The organism is Alloactinosynnema sp. L-07 (assembly GCF_900070365.1).
Taxonomy (GTDB): Bacteria; Actinomycetota; Actinomycetes; order Mycobacteriales; family Pseudonocardiaceae; genus Actinokineospora.
Map to the genome: position 1 here is coordinate 413,569 of NZ_LN850107.1, position 16,247 is coordinate 429,815.

Annotated in this window: 15 protein-coding genes and 1 pseudogene; 12 read left to right on the top strand and 4 right to left on the bottom strand. The window is 67.5% G+C overall.

Translation table 11 applies throughout. The annotated features are described in order from the left end of the window. Positions 1-99: 99 nt before the first annotated feature. From BN1701_RS02005 to BN1701_RS02035, 8 genes are all read left to right on the top strand, one after another. Complete coding sequence (locus tag BN1701_RS02005; RefSeq protein WP_054044890.1) at positions 100-2,730, top strand: valine--tRNA ligase; 2,631 nt, start codon at positions 100-102, stop codon at positions 2,728-2,730. 155 nt (positions 2,731-2,885) lie between these two features. Then, positions 2,886-4,253: a folylpolyglutamate synthase/dihydrofolate synthase family protein gene (locus tag BN1701_RS02010; protein ID WP_054044892.1), complete on the top strand. Its 1,368-nt coding sequence runs from the start codon at positions 2,886-2,888 to the stop codon at positions 4,251-4,253. Then, positions 4,250-4,618 (top strand): DUF4233 domain-containing protein, encoded by a 369-nt coding sequence (locus tag BN1701_RS02015; protein WP_157367727.1) that lies wholly within the window; start codon positions 4,250-4,252, stop codon positions 4,616-4,618. The genes BN1701_RS02010 and BN1701_RS02015 overlap by 4 nt, the downstream gene beginning before the upstream one ends. 11 nt (positions 4,619-4,629) lie before the next feature. Then, positions 4,630-5,280 (top strand): nucleotidyltransferase domain-containing protein, encoded by a 651-nt coding sequence (locus BN1701_RS02020; RefSeq protein ID WP_231949443.1) that lies wholly within the window; start codon positions 4,630-4,632, stop codon positions 5,278-5,280. 123 nt (positions 5,281-5,403) lie between these two features. Further along, positions 5,404-5,562 (top strand): hypothetical protein, encoded by a 159-nt coding sequence (locus BN1701_RS33880; RefSeq protein WP_197672033.1) that lies wholly within the window; start codon positions 5,404-5,406, stop codon positions 5,560-5,562. A gap of 54 nt (positions 5,563-5,616) precedes the next feature. After that, positions 5,617-6,900: an IS256 family transposase gene (locus tag BN1701_RS02025; protein ID WP_054044899.1), complete on the top strand. Its 1,284-nt coding sequence runs from the start codon at positions 5,617-5,619 to the stop codon at positions 6,898-6,900. A gap of 55 nt (positions 6,901-6,955) precedes the next feature. Further along, the gene (locus BN1701_RS02030) at positions 6,956-7,399 is read left to right on the top strand and encodes a dihydrofolate reductase family protein (RefSeq protein WP_255364675.1); all 444 of its coding nucleotides are present in this window, start codon (positions 6,956-6,958) and stop codon (positions 7,397-7,399) included. Positions 7,400-7,519: 120 nt separating this feature from the next. Continuing rightward, positions 7,520-8,218, top strand: coding sequence for a carbonic anhydrase family protein (locus BN1701_RS02035; protein ID WP_231949445.1), 699 nt, complete (start codon positions 7,520-7,522; stop codon positions 8,216-8,218). A 106-nt stretch (positions 8,219-8,324) separates the two neighbouring features. On the opposite strand, the gene BN1701_RS02040 is transcribed toward BN1701_RS02035, so the two are convergent. After that, positions 8,325-9,671: a PepSY domain-containing protein gene (locus BN1701_RS02040; RefSeq protein WP_067520488.1), complete on the bottom strand. Its 1,347-nt coding sequence runs from the start codon at positions 9,669-9,671 to the stop codon at positions 8,325-8,327. Positions 9,672-9,746: 75 nt separating this feature from the next. Continuing rightward, a complete protein-coding gene (locus tag BN1701_RS02045; protein ID WP_054044907.1) occupies positions 9,747-10,286 on the bottom strand; it encodes a hypothetical protein in 540 nt (179 codons plus the stop codon). 199 nt (positions 10,287-10,485) lie between these two features. On the opposite strand from BN1701_RS02045, the gene BN1701_RS02050 reads away from it, so the two are divergent. Then, positions 10,486-11,997, top strand: a complete 1,512-nt coding sequence (locus BN1701_RS02050; protein WP_054055554.1) for an alkaline phosphatase — start codon at positions 10,486-10,488, stop codon at positions 11,995-11,997. An 11-nt stretch (positions 11,998-12,008) separates the two neighbouring features. Next, positions 12,009-13,211 carry a hypothetical protein gene (locus tag BN1701_RS02055; protein ID WP_054055555.1) on the top strand — a complete coding sequence of 401 codons (1,203 nt, stop codon included), beginning with the start codon at positions 12,009-12,011 and terminating at the stop codon, positions 13,209-13,211. 44 nt (positions 13,212-13,255) lie between these two features. Here the strand turns inward: BN1701_RS02055 and BN1701_RS02060 are convergent, their stop codons facing one another. Then, positions 13,256-13,771 (bottom strand): hypothetical protein, encoded by a 516-nt coding sequence (locus BN1701_RS02060; RefSeq protein ID WP_157367728.1) that lies wholly within the window; start codon positions 13,769-13,771, stop codon positions 13,256-13,258. Between the two features lie 138 nt (positions 13,772-13,909). Between BN1701_RS02060 and BN1701_RS02065 the strand changes: the two are divergent. Together BN1701_RS02065 and BN1701_RS02070 are read left to right on the top strand one after the other, a co-directional pair. Further along, a pseudogene (locus tag BN1701_RS02065) lies at positions 13,910-14,083 on the top strand (nucleoside-diphosphate kinase); the annotation flags it as partial. Positions 14,084-14,229: 146 nt separating this feature from the next. Next, positions 14,230-15,615, top strand: coding sequence for a recombinase family protein (locus BN1701_RS02070; RefSeq protein ID WP_172803174.1), 1,386 nt, complete (start codon positions 14,230-14,232; stop codon positions 15,613-15,615). A gap of 216 nt (positions 15,616-15,831) precedes the next feature. Here BN1701_RS02070 and BN1701_RS02075 read toward each other — a convergent pair whose 3' ends face one another. Continuing rightward, positions 15,832-16,125 carry a hypothetical protein gene (locus BN1701_RS02075; RefSeq protein ID WP_054044914.1) on the bottom strand — a complete coding sequence of 98 codons (294 nt, stop codon included), beginning with the start codon at positions 16,123-16,125 and terminating at the stop codon, positions 15,832-15,834. Positions 16,126-16,247: the final 122 nt, after the last annotated feature.

Below are 16,247 nucleotides of genomic sequence, written 5' to 3' on the forward strand. Positions count from 1 at the left end.
TTCAGGCCGGATGACGTGCGGGTGTTGCGGTGTTCACTTGGCCGCGTCCGGCTTGTGCGGAGGAATTCGATTTCCGACGGCTCGGTAGACTCCTCAGCCGTGACTCAGACCTCAGCATCGCCGTCCATCGACCTTCCGCAGGCCTGGGAGCCCGCCGCGGTAGAGGCGGAGCTGTACCAGGGCTGGGTAGACGCCGGTTACTTCACCGCGGACAGCGCCAGTGACAAGCCGCCGTTCAGCATCGTGCTCCCGCCGCCGAACGTGACCGGCTCCCTCCACATGGGCCACGCCCTCAACCACACCGTCATGGACGCGCTGACCCGCCGCAAGCGGATGCAGGGCTTCGAGGTGCTGTGGCTGCCCGGCATGGACCACGCGGGTATCGCCACGCAGAACGTCGTGGAGCGCAGGCTCGCCAACGAGGGACTGTCCCGACACGACCTCGGCCGCGAGAAGTTCATCGAGCGGGTGTGGGAGTGGAAGGCCGAGTACGGCGGCAAGATCCTCGACCAGATGCGCAGGCTCGGCGACGGCATCGACTGGACGCGCGAGCGGTTCACCATGGACGAGGGCCTGTCGCGGGCCGTCCAGACGATCTTCAAGCAGCTGTTCGAGGACGGCCTGATCTACCGGGCCGAGCGGATCATCAACTGGTGCCCGCGTTGCCGCACCGCGCTGTCGGACATCGAGGTCGACCACTCCGACGACGACGGCGAACTCGTCTCGATCCGCTACGGCGATGGCGCCAACGCGATCGTGGTGGCCACGACCCGCGCCGAGACGATGCTCGGTGACACCGCAGTGGCCGTTCACCCGGAAGACGAGCGCTACAAGCACCTGATCGGGACCTACGTCGTGCTCCCGCTCACCGGCCGTGAGATCCCGATCGTCGGCGACGAGCACGTCGACCCGGAGTTCGGCACGGGCGCGGTCAAGGTGACCCCGGCGCACGACCCCAACGACTTCGAGATCGGCCAGCGGCACGGCCTGCCGTCGATCACGATCATGGACGAGTCGGCGGTGATCACCGCGCACGGCCCGTTCCTCGGTCTCGACCGCTTCGAGGCCCGCCCCGCCGTGGTCGCGGCCCTGCGCGCCGAAGGCCGGATCGTCGCGGAGAAGCGGCCCTACCAGCACTCGGTCGGCCATTGCTCGCGCTGCGACACCGTGGTCGAGCCGCGGCTGTCGATGCAGTGGTGGGTCAACGTCCAGCCGCTGGCCCTGGCCGCGGGCGACGCCGTGCGCGACGGCCGGACCAAGATCCACCCGCCGGAACTGGCCAAGCGCTACTTCGACTGGGTCGACAACATGCACGACTGGACGATCTCGCGCCAGCTGTGGTGGGGCCACCGGATCCCGGTCTGGTACGGACCCAACGACAAGGTCGTGTGCGTCGGCCCCGACGAGGAGCCGCCCACCGGTGACGAGTGGACGCAGGACCCGGACGTCCTCGACACGTGGTTCTCGTCGGGACTGTGGCCGATCTCGACCCTCGGCTGGCCGACCCAGACCTCCGACCTGGCCAAGTTCTACCCGACCAGCGTCCTGTCGACCGGCTACGACATCCTCTTCTTCTGGGTCGCCCGGATGATGATGTTCGGGCTCTACGCGATGGACGGCGTCCAGCCCTTCGACCACGTCTACCTGCACGGCCTCATCCGCGACGCCCAGGGCAAGAAGATGTCGAAGTCGCGCGGCAACGTCATCGACCCCCTCGACTGGCTCGACCGCTTCGGCGCCGACGCCACCCGCTTCACCCTGGCCCGCGGCGCCAACCCCGGCAGCGACATGGCCCTGGCCGAGGAGTGGGCGGCGGGCTCCCGCAACTTCTGCACGAAGCTGTGGAACGCCAGCCGCTTCGCCCTGATGAACGGCGCCACCACCGCGGTCCCGGTCCCCGACCGGGACTCCCTGACCGACGCCGACCGCTGGATCCTCGACCAGGCCGACGCCCTGGTGTCCGAAGTGGACGGCATGTTCGACGCCTTCCAGTTCGCCAAACTCTGCGACGCCCTCTACCACTTCACCTGGGACCTCTACTGCGACTGGTACCTGGAACTCGCCAAGGTCCAGATCGCCGCCGGGGGGGAACGCGCGGACTCGACCAGGGCGGTGCTCGGCCACGTGCTCGACGTGGTCCTGCGGCTGCTGCACCCGGTGATCCCGTTCGTCACCGAGGTCCTGTGGAAGTCGTTGACGGGCAAGGAGTCCATCGTCGTCACCGACTGGCCGACCGCCACGGGCACCACCGCCGACGCGGGCGCTTCACGACGGGTCGATGGCCTGCAGAAGCTGGTCACCGAGATCCGCAGGTTCCGCGCCGACCAGGGCCTGAGGCCAGGCCAGAAGGTCGCCGCCCGCCTCTCCGGCGTCGACGCAGCGGGCCTGTCCGCCCATCTGGACGCGGTGACGGCGCTCGCCCGCCTGGAGGCCGCGGGCGCCGACTTCATGCCGAGCGCGTCGGTGGAGGTCCCCCTGGCGGACGGCACGGTGACGGTGGAACTGGACCTGTCGGGCACGGTCGATGTCGCGGCCGAACGCAAGCGGCTGACCAAGGATCTCGCGGTGGCGGAGAAGGAGCTCGCGCAATGCGAGGCCAAGCTCGGCAACCCGAAGTTCACCGACAAGGCCCCGGCGGACGTCGTGGCCAAGATCCAGGCCCGCCGGGATGTGGCGGCCGCGGAGATCGACCGCATCACCGCCCGGATCGCGGCCCTCCCCGCGAGCTGACACCCCACGTCGCCGCCGCGTCCCAGGATGCGGCGGCGACACCACGAACACCCGTCACCCCCGGCACGTGCTCAGCGGGGCCGCTGGCTTTGTTGCCTCGATTTCCGCGCGAGTAGACTCGCCGGGTCAGGTTGTCGGGTCGAGGAGATGCGCGCGTGCCGAAGGTGGACCCCGGGGCACTGGAGGAACTGCACCAGGTCGAGTCCGAGTTGGACACCCGCTGGCCGGAGACCAAGATCGCGCCGTCGCTGTCGCGGATCGCCGCGCTGGTCGACGTGCTCGCCGAGCCGCACCGGGCCTATCCGGTCGTCCAGGTCGCGGGGACCAACGGCAAGAGTTCCACGACACGGATGATCGACGCGCTGCTCACCCGGCTCGGTCTGCGGACCGGGCGGTTCACCAGCCCGCACCTGCAGTTGGTGACCGAGCGCATCAGCCTGGACAACGAGCCGATCAGTCCCGAGCGCTACGTCGAGGTCTTCCGCGACCTCGAGCCCTACATCGCCATGATCGACGGCAAGTCCGACGTGCGGATGAGCAAGTTCGAGGTCCTCACCGCCATGGCCTTCGCCGCCTTCGCCGACGCCCCGGTCGACGCGGCGGTGCTGGAGGTCGGCCTCGGCGGCAGCTGGGACGCGACCAACGTCGTCGACGCGCGGATCGCCGTGGTGTGTCCGATCGGCATCGATCACGTCGACTACCTGGGCCCGGACATCCTCGGCATCGCCCGCGAGAAGGCCGGGATCATCAAGCCCGGCTCGATCGCCGTCCTCGCCGAGCAGAACCCCGACGTCTTGACCGAACTGCTGCGCCGCTGCACCGAGGTCGACGCCACCGTCGCCCGTCAGGGCTCGGAGTTCGGCGTTCTGAACCGGCACGTCGCAATCGGCGGCCAGGTGCTCGAACTCCAGGGCCTAGGCGGGACCTACGACGACATCTTCCTGCCCCTGCACGGCGCCCACCAGGCCGCCAACGCCGCTCTCGCGCTGGCCGCCGTCGAGGCGTTCTTCGGCGCGGGCACCGAACGGCAACTCGACGTCGACGCCGTTCGCGCGGCGTTCGCCACCATCCAGGTCCCGGGCAGACTGGAACGCGTCCGCATGTCCCCGAGCGTCTTCGTCGACGCCGCCCACAACCCCCACGGCGCCGCAGCCCTTGCCGCGGCCCTCGACGACGAGTTCGGCTTCCGCAAACTCGTCGGCGTCGTCGGCGTGATGGGCGACAAGGACGTCGCGGGCATCCTGACCGCGCTGGAACCGGTGTTCGCCGAACTGGTCGTCACGGCGAACTCGTCCCCCCGCGCGATGTCCCCGGACCTGCTGGGCGAGGTCGCGATCGAGATCTTCGGCCCCGACCGCGTCCACGTCGAACAGCGCCTCGACAACGCGATCGACACCGCCGTCACCCTGGCCGAGGAAGTCGACGACCCCCGCGAACCCATCGCGGGCGGCGGCGTGGTCGTCACCGGCTCGGTGGTCACCGCGGGCGAGACCCGCGCGCTGTTCGGGAAGGACCCAGCGTGAGTGCCCCAGACCCGATGAAGGGCTTCCGCGGCGTGATGTCCGCGGTGCTGATCCTCGAGGCCATCGTCGTCATGCTGGCCTTGCTCGTCGTCGCCAAATCGGACAGCGGCGTGGCGAGTTGGCAGGGCTGGCTGGTCGGCACGCTGGCGGTGCTGATGATCCTGGCCTGCGGGGTCGTCGGCCGCCCGTGGGGAATCTGGGTGGCCTTGGGCCTGCAGGGCGTCATGATCCTCTGCTTCTTCGTCCTGCCCGCCCTGGGTGTCATCGGAATCCTGTTCGGGCTGGCCTGGGCGTGGATGCTCTGGGCCCGCAACGACGTCGCCAAGCGCATGGCCGAAGGCCGGATCGCCCAACCGGGCGAATAGACGTACTATAGTTGGGATATCCGTACTATAGTTGGCCGATGGAGTTCGGCAGGCCGTTGTCCACGATCACTCCGACGCTGGACGGTGACGTCCTCTGTGTCCTGGCTCGGAACGACGCGACTTTCACCACCGGTCAACTGCACCGTGTCCTCGGCCGCCACTCAGAAGAAGGCATCCGAAAGACGCTGCGTCGGTTGGTCAAGCAAGGTGTGGTGACCTCGGATCGGGTGGGCAACGCTTTCGCCTACCGACTGAACCGGGATCATCTCGCCGCGGAGCACATCGTCGGACTCGCCCGGCTCGCGGAGACTCTGTTCTCCCGACTCGAAAACCGGTTGGCGGAATGGGAGATCCCACCGCAGTACGCCGCGATCTTCGGCTCGGCGGCGCGCGGTTCGATGAGCCCGGACAGCGACGTGGATCTTCTCCTGGTCCGGCCAGACGATGCCGATGAAGGCGAGTGGGACGCGCAGGTGAGCACGTTGGTGGTCGAAATGGCGCGATGGCTTGGCAACGACGTGCGGCCATTGGAGTTCACGGTCGATGAGATTGATTCCCGGGGTCCGGACGAACCGGTTCTGCTGGCGGCCTTGGAGGATGGTGTGACGGTGGCGGGCAACCGCTCGTGGCTGGCTGGACGGTTGCGGAAGGGGACTCATTGAAGTGCGCACTCAGAAGTGCGATGCCGGAGTCCAGCGCGGGCAGAATGCGCAAGGCGCAACAGTTCCTGGAAGCCGGTGTCGCGCGCGGAAGCGGCTGAGGAGCGTCGGTACTACGGTGCTCTGATGAGGAAAGTCATTCTGTCCATGGGGGTGTCCCTTGACGGCTACATCGAGGGACCCGACCGCGACATCTCCTGGCACCGGGTCGACGCGGAACTGCACCAGCACTTCAACGACTGGCTCCGCGACGTGGGTGCCGGGCGTGTCATGACAACCGTGTAAGCCGGAGGTGTACCAAGATCGACTCGCCAGTTTGGCGGTCGGAAGGGACACCGAGTGACTCAGGACACATCGTCGCGTCAGGATGACACGGCGGCGGCACGGCGACTTGCCGAGGCATTCTCGTCCGATGCTATCGACGCATTGTTGAAAGACGCGAAATCGTCGGGAACGCCGATCGATGGTGTGGATGGCTTGCTGAATCAGATGACGAAGGCCGTGCTGGAGCGTGCCTTGCAGGCGGAGATGACCGACCATCTGGGGTATGACGCTGGCGATCCGGCCGGTCGTGGGACCGGTAATTCGCGCAATGGCCGGTCGACCAAGACGGTGTCGACCCGGAACGGCCCGGTCGATATCGAGGTACCGCGGGACCGGAATGGTTCGTTCGAGCCGACGATCGTGCCGAAACGGGCGCGGCGGATCGGCAACATCGACGACATGATCCTGTCGTTGTATTCGCGGGGCATGACGACCCGCGATATCGAGGCACACCTGCGGGAAGTGTACGGGGTGAACGCGTCCCGGGAATTGATCTCGAACATCACCGATGTGGTGGTCGACGAGATCAAGGCATGGCAATCGCGCCCGCTGGACGAGGTGTATCCGATTCTCTATGTCGACGGTATCCGGATCCGGGTCAAGGACAACGGCGTGGTGACGACCAAGGTCGCCTACCTGGCGATCGGCGTCGACGTGGACGGCCGCAAGCACGCCCTGGGCTGCTGGATCCAGGACACCGAGGGCGCGAAGTTCTGGCAGAAGGTCCTCGCGGACCTGCGGAATCGCGGCGTCAAGGACATCCTCATCGTCTGCTGCGATGGTTTGACCGGGCTGCCCGATGCGATTCACGCGATCTTCCCCGACACCGTGGTGCAAACGTGCGTGGTCCACGTCATCCGCAACGCGATGCGGTTCGTGTCCTACGGCGACCGAAAGAAGATCGTCAAGGCGATGAAGGAGATCTACACCGCGCCCACCCTGGAGGCCGCCGAACTCGGCCTGGCCGCATTCGACACACAGTTCGGCGCGCAGTACCCGGGCGCGGTCGACGTGTGGCGGAACGCCTGGGCCGAGTTCATTCCATTCCTCGACTACCCGCCCGAGCTCCGGAAGATCGTGTACACCACGAATGCGATCGAGTCCATCAACTTCCAACTCCGCAAAATCACCAAGAATCGCGGCCACTTCCCCGACAAAGAAGCCGCGATGAAGCTGCTCTACCTCGGACTCCGTAACATCTCCAGCCAACGAGGAGGCGATTCAGGAACCGGGACGCACGGCTGGAAAGTGGCGCTCAACACCTTGATCAACCTCTTCCCAGGTCGCATACTTTTCTGATAACCTACAGATGTAAGCATTTCACCTCTGGCTTACACAGAAATCGTGACAGGCTCTGGGTGCCTTCCTCTCCGGCCGCGTCACCCACGAGCTGATGGCCGACTTCTGGCCGACCGCCGACGCCGATCCGGAGAGCACGCCGCAGATGGTCGAGTTCGCCGGGATCTGGCTGGACATGCCGAAGATCGTCTACTCGCGAACTCTCGACCGAGCCGACTGGAACACGACCGTGAAGCGGGACGTGGTGGTCGCCGAGGTCGAATCCCTCAAGGCCGAACCCGGGGCAGACCTTGTTGTGAGCGGCGCGGATCTCGCGGCGGAGTTCGCGCGGCTCGGGCTGATCGATGAGTACCGGATCTACGTGCACCCAGTGCTCATCGGACGCGGTAAACCGCTGTTCCCAGAGTCGGTGCACAAGGCAGACCTCCGGCTCGTCGAGAGCCGGACCTTCGGGAACGGGGTCGTGATGCTCCGCTACACGGCGGGAAAATCGCTATAGCCATTTCCCTGGTGAAATGCCCCAGCCACCTCACCGCCCACCCCCGTTGACCATCACCACATAGACACGGCACTTGACCAATGAGTGGACAGCGCTCGTATGTCAGGTCACCTGATCGGGATGCCCGACTTGCCCGCACGTTCCGTTGACTGGACCATCACAGCGACGCCAACCATGGAAGGTCGCCGAATGACGGGGCAACAGCAGTCTCCGATCAACATCCGCCATTCGATCCCGATCGCCAGGCCGGGCGAACAGCTCGCAATCAACTGGCAGCCGAGAGACCAGCGGTTTGTTGTGAAGAAGAAGGCCTACGGCTACCGGTTTGCGCCCAGTCAGGACCTCAAGGACAACGAACAACACCATTCGGTCTGGCTCGGCGCGAACGAGTATCGGCTCACGGAGGTGCACTTCCATCGCCCGAGCGAGCACTGGGTGAACGATCACAAGTTCCAGGCCGAACTGCACGCGGTCCACGTCCGCGCCGAGGACGGCATCCGCCGGTGCGCCATCGGTGTTCTGCTGAACATCGACGACAACGATGGATACGCACCCGAAGAACCCAACCCGCCGGTTTCGTTCGACCTGACCGAACTTCTGCCCACACCAGACAAGCGGTCCTTCTATCGATACGAAGGCTCGCTGACCACTCCGGATTACGGGGAACGCGTGAGCTGGGCGGTCATGACAGAACCAGTGACCGTCACCAATCCTGAACTGGCGCGCTTCATCCGCCACGGAGCCGACGACGCACGGGATCCCTATCCACTCAACCGCCGGTTCGTGCTCACCGACCACTGCATCCCGAACCAACCCTGACCCGAAGCCTGACGGTAGCGCCGATGTCGCGCAACTTCCTCCGCCAGCGAGTTCTTCACCTCGGCGCTGTAGCCGGGCGGGCCGAAACCCGCCCGGCGACACAGAGCTACACCGAGGTCCGGAACCTGGCTCGCAGGGCGTCGACCAGCACGAACGCGACCAGCGTGACACCGAGGACCGGCAGCGCCCAGCCGATCGCGCCGACCACGACGACCGCCGCGACCAGCACCGGGACCGGCACCTGCCGCCACATCGGTTCCGGGGCGGCCGGGAGCCCGCCGCCGGTCGGCCGCCTGCGCCACCACATCCGGTAGCCCAGGACCAGCAGCGCCAGCGCGCCGATCGCCAGTAGGGCCAAGGCGAGCCGGTTGACGGGGCCGAACAGGGTGCCGCTGTGGGCCTGCACGCCCAGGGTCGTCAGCTTGGCCAGCAGCGGGAAGTCGTCCCAGCCCTGGCGGGCGGTGACCTCGGCGGTGTACGGGTCGACCGCGATCGTGGTCTTGCGGATCGGCAGTCCTTCCTCGGTCTCCGCGATCTTGAGCGGCTTGGTGGCCGCGGGGGCGGTGGTGATCGTCAGCTGCCCGGTCAGGCCCTCTGACCTGGCCACCGTCAGCGCCCGGTCCAGCCCGATCGCCTCGCCTGCTGCCTCCACGCTCGGCGCCTTCAGGCTCGGTGACTTGGCGTCCAGCGCCGCGATGGCCGAGTCGAACCGGGCGCCCGCGTAGTTCGACCAGGTCAGGCCGGTGGCGCTGATCCCGAGCAGCCCGATCGCCAGCCACAGCCCGAGCACGCCGTGCCGCGACCGAGTCTTCGCCTGAGGTGACCCGGTCGTGGCAGGCAGCAGCAGCGCCTTCGCGGTCCGCTTGCGCCGCCTGCCGATCCACAGCACGAGGCCGCCGAGCACCACGAACGGCAGCCAGCTCGCCACGAACTCCGCGTACAGCCTGCCGATGTCGCCCAGGTGCAGATTTCCGTGCAGCTCACGCAGCCACACCTGTGCGGGCGGGCGGTTGTTCACCGTGACCAGGTCGCCGCTGACCTTCGCGGTGTACGGGTCGACGTAGACGGTCAGCGTCTCGGTGCTGAAGTGGTCGGCGCCGTGGGCTAAACCGGGCGCGTCGAGCACGACCTGCGTGGTCCGCTCCGGGTCGCTGGGCACGATCACCGACTTGACCTTGCCCTCAGGTTGGCTCGCCAGGGCGGCGTTCACCTGCTCCTCCAGCGGACGCACCGGTCCGCTCGCGGACTCGACATAGAGCTTGTCGCCGTAGAGCAGGTCGTTGATCTCGGGCGTGAAGGCGTAGAGCAGGCCGGTGAAGGCCAGCACCGCGAGGAACGGCGCGATCATGAGCCCGGCCAGGAAGTGCACGCGGCGGGCCAATGCCCACAGTGGACTCTTCGGGCGCGGGGGGTCCGATTTCGGTGGGGCGACGTCGGTATCGATCGTGGTCATGGCAACTCCAAAGTCTGATGGGAAAGGGCGCGCGGCAACGGCACCGGAGTGCGGGGCACGCGGCTGGGAGAGAGTTCAGACAGTGGAGAAAGGCGGACCGCGCAACACAACGGCGTGGCGCAGCAAGGCGACGCGGGCCAGCGCGGACGCGTCCACGAAGGCCGGACGCGCGACCGGACGATCATCCGGTTCGACACCGACCAGACACAGCGTCCGCCACAGTCGCCGCAGCCCGGCGAACACCTGGCGTTCGCCGCGGCGGATCCACCACGCGAGCCCGACGGTGGCCGCGGCGTGCGCCAGCAGCATGGCCGGGCCTGGGGTCACGGCGCTGGACGAGCCGTGACCAGGGTGCGCGGCGCCCGACATCAGGGTGAGCGTCACGTGGGTGCTCAGCTGCCCGGCCGCCAGCAGCGCGGCGATCGCGGGGAACCGGCGCTCGCGGACCGTCATCAGCCAACTGGGCAGCAAGAGCAACGCCGCGGCGGTGGTGATCCCGGGGCCGGACCAGGCGCCGCCCGCGACGACGTGCCCGACGGCGCCCGCGGCGAGGGCGCAGACAAGGGTGATCGCGGTGCGCTTGCCGCGCGCCGGAACCCGCCCCCCACTCGCCACGCCCGGTCCTTTCGCCCTTGTTCGGGAGAGAGTAGCTGGTAGAGGGCGCCCATCCCAGGCCGTAGGGACAGGTTCACACGACGTCACCAGCGCGGCTCGAGTCAAGCCCGATAGGGGCTCGCCTGCCCGGGACAGACATTCGGTGAACACTTCGTAGGGGGCTGGATCGGTGGTCGAGAGGCTCGTTATGAACGACACCATGACCCGACTGCAACGACGGACCTTCCTCATCGGCGGTCTAGCGAGCGCCGGCGCCACCATGCTCACGGCGAGCACCGCATCCGCCATCGCCTACCCCTTCACCCTCGGCGTCGCCTCCGGCGAACCCGTGGCCGACGGCTTCGTGATCTGGACCCGCCTCGCCCCGAACCCGCTCAACGCCGACGGGCTCGGCGGCATGTCCAGCGCCAACGTCGCCGTCGAGTGGCAGATCTCCACCGACCAGTACTTCACCAGCCTGGCCGCGTCCGGCACCTTCACCGCCACGCAGGCATGGGCGCACAGCGTCCACGTCGAGGTCACCGGCCTGCAGCCGGGCCGCGACTACTGGTACCGCTTCCGCGCCCTCGGCCACATCTCGCAGGTCGGGCACAGCAAGACCGCGCCCGCCGTCGGTACCGGGAGTTCGCTGAAGATGCTGTTCGCGTCCTGTTCGCACTACGAGGCGGGCTACTTCACCGCCTACCGCAGGATGGCCGAGGAGAACCCGGACCTGATCCTGCACCTGGGCGACTACATCTACGAGGGCGGCGCGGGCGGTTCGGGCGTGCGCACCCACCAACCCTCCGGCGAGATCACCAGCCTGGCCAACTACCGCGTCCGGCACGCGCTCTACAAGCGCGACGTCGACCTGCAGGCCGCGCACGCCGCCGCGCCGTGGGCCGTGGTGTGGGACGACCACGAGGTCGAGAACAACTACGCCGCCATGATCCGCGAGAACTCCACGCCCGCGGGCGACTTCACCGCCCGCCGCGCGGCGGCCTACAAGGCGTACTACGAGCACATGCCGCTGCGGTCCCCGCAGCTCCCGGTCGCGCAGAACCTGCAGCTCTACCGCCGCCTGCGCTGGGGCAGCCTCGCCACGCTGCACATGATCGACACCCGCCAGTACCGCGACGACCAGGCCTGCGGCGACGGCACCAAGCTCTGCCCGGCCGCCGACGACCCGGCCCGCACGCTGACCGGCGCCGCCCAGGAGTCGTGGCTGCTCAACGGAATGGCGCAGAAGCTGGGCACGTGGGACCTGATCGGCCAGCAGGTGTTCTTCGCCCAGAAGCTCGCCGCGGCCGACGGCTCCAAGAGCATGGACAGCTGGGACGGCTACACCGCCAACCGCGGCCGCGTCCAGAACGGCTGGGACGCGCAGGGGCTCAAGAACACCGTCGTGCTCACCGGTGACGTGCACCGGTCTTGGGCAAGCAACCTCATGCAGAACTACACGACGCAGAACCGGATCATCGGCACCGAGCTGGTCACCACGTCGATCACCTCGGGCGGGGACGGCAACGCCGCCGACACCGGCCTGTCGAGCCTCAACCCGCATGTGAAGTTCTACAAGAACCAGCGCGGCTACGTCCGCACCGTCGCCACCCCGACCGAGATGACCGTGGACTTCCGGGTCCTGGACAAGGTGACCGTGCGCGACTACCCGATCAAGACCGCCCAGAGCTACGTGATCCAGGCGGGCAACCCCGGCCTGCAGACCCCGTGAACGGACTGAGCATGCGCAAACTCCTGACCACAGCGGCTCTCGTCGCCGCTGGATCCGTGGCGTTCGTGGGCACGGCGGTCGCGGACGGCACGATGACGTGGACGACCGCCAACACCACCGCCACCGGCGACCAGGACAACTCCGCCGTCGCGTCCGTCCGCACCGGCTACACGGCCGTGGTGTGGGAGGACGACCGCGACACCACCAACCCGGCCGACAACCTGCGCAGCGACATCTGGCTGCGCCTCTACCAGGACGGCGTCTCGCTGTACGAGAAGAAGCTGTCCGCGGGCGGCACCGGCAACTGGCGCCACGTCCAGCCGGACGTGTCGCTGCACGAGAGCGGCGTCGCGGTCGTCACCTGGGCCGAGGACCCCGACGGCAACGGTGTCTTCCAGATCGCCGTGCGCGAGGTGAACACCGCGGGCACCGTCACCGGGTCGGCCACGGCGAACGCCAACTCGGCCGGGCAGCAGACCGTGCCGTCGGTCGCCGCCGACCCCGACGGCACCGGCTTCGCGATCGCCTTCGAGGACAAGCAGAGCACCACCCCGTCGACGGTCCGGCTGTCGGGCTACGCGTCGATCACGTCCAAGTCCTACGAGGTCCAGGTCCACGCCGCGGGCGGCACCCACCAGCGCCCGGACGTGGCCATAGGCGCGGCCCAGAACGCGATCGTCGTCTGGGACGAGGACGGCGACGCCAACGGCTCGTTCAACGTCGCCCGCAAGAGCTTCACCTCGGCGGGCGCGGTCAAGCTGGCCCAGGCGGTGGCCAACGTCAACGCGGGCGGCCAGCAGCGGCGGGCATCGGTGGCGGCCAACTTCAACGGCGACTTCGTCGTGGGCTGGGAGACCGACCACACCGGCGTCGCCCAGATCGGTATCCGCTCGTTCTCAGCGACCGGCGTGGCGGGCCCGGAGACGCTGGTGCCTGGCGCCGACCCGCAGGTCGGCATCGACGACCAGCGCGCCGCGGCGGTCGGCTGGGCTGAGGCCCAGGACATCCTCGTCCAAGGTCTCAACGTCGACGGCACCACCACGGGCAGGCACCCGCGCACCCGGGTCAACGCCACGGTGACCGGGCGGCAGGACGAGCCCGCGCTGACCGTGGACCCGTGGGGCCAGATCGTCATGGCCTACACCGACGACAACGACGGCAACCTGTTCGACCAGGTCTACCTGGGCACCGGGATCACCAACAGCACCTGGTGAGCTGAGGCGGGCGCGGCCCTCGGGCCGCGCCCGCCGCCTGTCGTCTAGAGGAACATGGATACGTTGTCGGCGAACCGCTGCCACACCTCGCGCGCCGCGCCACTGGAGACCGTCAGCGACGCCGACAGCGACCACGGACCCCACGCCCGAACGTCCAGCTCATAGCCGTACGGCGCCCGCACGAACGTGAAGGTGATGTAGCGGCCCGCGCCCTCGACATGTCCTGGCAGCGAGCGGAACGTCCAGCTGGTCGGCGTCCGGTCGACCACGAGGACCGGGTTCGTCGTGCCGAACAAGCCCAGTCCCGGCACCGAGTACAGCTCGCACCGGCCTCCGACATGGGGCAGGTAGCGGCAGTCGGAGTCGAAGGGGAAGTACACGGTCAGGCGGTTCGCCACGGTCGCCGCCAGCTCCTCGGAGCTGCCGACCCGCTCGACGAACAGGTCGTAGCGATAGTGGTAGGACAGATCGTTCGGCTCGGCCGACGCGGGCGCGGCGGTGGTGGAGACCAGGGCGGCCAGCAGGGCGAGCACCGAGAAGACACGTCTAGTGACGGACACTGCACTCTCCGTTCCGTAGGGATGCCCACCGTGACCCCACACCGGGGCGCACGGCAAGTGGTGCCACCGGACCGGGTTACCCTCCTCACACGCACGTGTCGTGCGATCGAAAATCCCCATGAAGGAGTAGGGAAAGCCGTGAGTGAGCGCACCCTGGTTCTGGTCAAGCCCGACGGTGTGAGCCGTGGCCTGGTCGGCGAGGTCATCTCCCGAATCGAACGCAAGGGCCTGACCCTGTCGGCGCTCGAGCTGAAGAACGTCGACCGCGGGACCGCCGAACAGCACTACGCCGAGCACGACGGCAATCTCTTCTGCTGACTTAGGTTCAGCTGCACATTCCCCTTCCTTGTGAGTTTGCGTGGAGGTGGGGCCTACGACAAGATAGGTTGTGCAGTATGGGGCGATTGGCTAGGGCCCGAATGGCACGGGCAATCACTGAGGGGAAGCCGCTCCGGGCTGTGATCTACGCCCGAGCATCAGCAGACAAGGCGAAGTCGGTCGAGGATCAAGCCGACGAGTGTGTCGAGTTCTGTGAAGACGAAGGTTTTGAGGTCGTAGAGATCCTCCGTGAAAACGACCGGAGTGCGTCTCGATACGCCACCAAGGATCGTCCGAAGTTCGCACGCGTGTTGCGGCTGATGCGCGCGGGTTCCATCGACATCTTGGTTACCTGGGAGAACAGTCGCGCGCAGCGCGAGTTGAAGGTCTACGTCAACCTCCGCGAGATGTGCGAAGAGTTCGACGTGCTGTGGGCTTACGGTGGCAGCGTCTATGACATGCGTGACCCGGCTGATAGGAAGGCGACGGCCCAGGACGCAGTGAACTCGGAGGCGGAATCCGACAACATCTCAGGCAGGGTGTCGCGAGGTGTAAGGAAACGCGCGAAGAGTGGACTCTGGCACGGCCCATTGCAGTATGGGTATCGGCGCGAATATGACAAGGATACCGGCGAAGTGATTCGTCAGGTGGTTGACCCGGCGACCGGCGCGATCGTTCGCGAGATCGTAGATCGCCTTCTGGCGGGTCATTCCGTCAACTCGGTTGTGAAGGAGTTGAACGGCCGGGGCGTTCCGTGTCCTCGGAGTGGGCAGTGGGGATCGAGCAAGGTGCGTCACCTGGCGTTGAATCCGGCCGTGGCGGGCAAACGGACCCACCATGGATTGGTCATCGGCGATGGCCAGTGGCCCGCATTGATTACCGCTGGGGAGCAGGCGGCGCTGGCTCAGCTTCTTGGAGATCCCTCACGTCGGTCCAACAAGGACGGCACTCGCGTCAAGCACCTGCTGTCGGGAATCGCGGTGTGCGACGTGTGCGATTCGCCGGTTGGCCGGATCACGGCTGCCGGGTTCGAGTCCTATGCCTGCCGACAGAGCCGTCACGTCGTGCGCCACAAAGCGCGGGTAGACGCGTTCGTGGTGGAAGCCCTGCTTGCATCCCTGGAGACGCCCGATGCGGTGGACGTTTTCAAGGTCGAGCAGTCCGACGTAACGGCGAAGGCAATTGACGAAGCTCGGACTCTTCGCTTGCGGCTGAACGACTTCTACAAGCAGGCGGCGCGTGGAGGTCTCTCGCCTGCGGGTCTGGCTGAGATCGAAGCGGAGCTGTTGCCGTCGATCGCAGCCGCAGAGCGGAAGGCTCAGCGCGCCTCTCTGCCCCCGGTGATCGCGGATCTCGTGGGGGCACAGGCGCGCAGTGTCTGGGCCGACCTGGAGCTGACTCAACGGCGGTCAGTGATTCGAGCGGTCATGCGCCCACGCATCGCAAGGGTTGGCAAAGGTGGGCACATGCGCAACGCGATCGGCGTGAAGCCGAACTTCCTTACCCTGTCAGAGGGCGGCGCGTAGCCCGATCGTGGTTGGAGGCGCCCGGACCCGGTTACGGTTCGGGCGCCCCACGACCTGAGGTCGCCTACGGCGTGTTCAGCTTGGTCAGGGACGGTCGGAAGATCTCACGAAGACGATCCTTCTGAGCAGGGCTCAGGCGGACCGCTCGGCCGATCGCGCGAGCCGCTTCGATGTCTTCCGGTCGGAGCACGCTCCGACTTTCCAGGGACTCGGTCCTCAGCGGTCCACCTCATCCGGGTGTTCGGTGGTCGGCTGGACCGTGACCAGCGGGGTGCCGTCGTAGTCGCGCGGGTCGTCGAGCGGGGTGACGTGGCGCTCTGCGACGGCGACGCAGCCGAACACCGCGAGCAGGGTGACGATGGCGTTGATGGTGGCGGTGGTGGCGTCGCCTTGTGCGGTGGTGAAGAGTCCGGCGCCGACGAGTCCGTTGACGAGGGCGAGCAGGCCGCCGATGACGGCTCCGGCGATGCGGAGGGGGCGGGGGCGGCCGGTGGTGTCGGGCATGGTCATGGTGTTGTCTCCGTTCAGTCTTTGTGTTCGAGGTCTTCGAGGGCGTCGCGCACAGTGCGGTCGGCCGCGGCGAGCCGCCGCCAGGCGTGCCGGATGAGCAGCACGGCCGCGGCGAGCAGTAG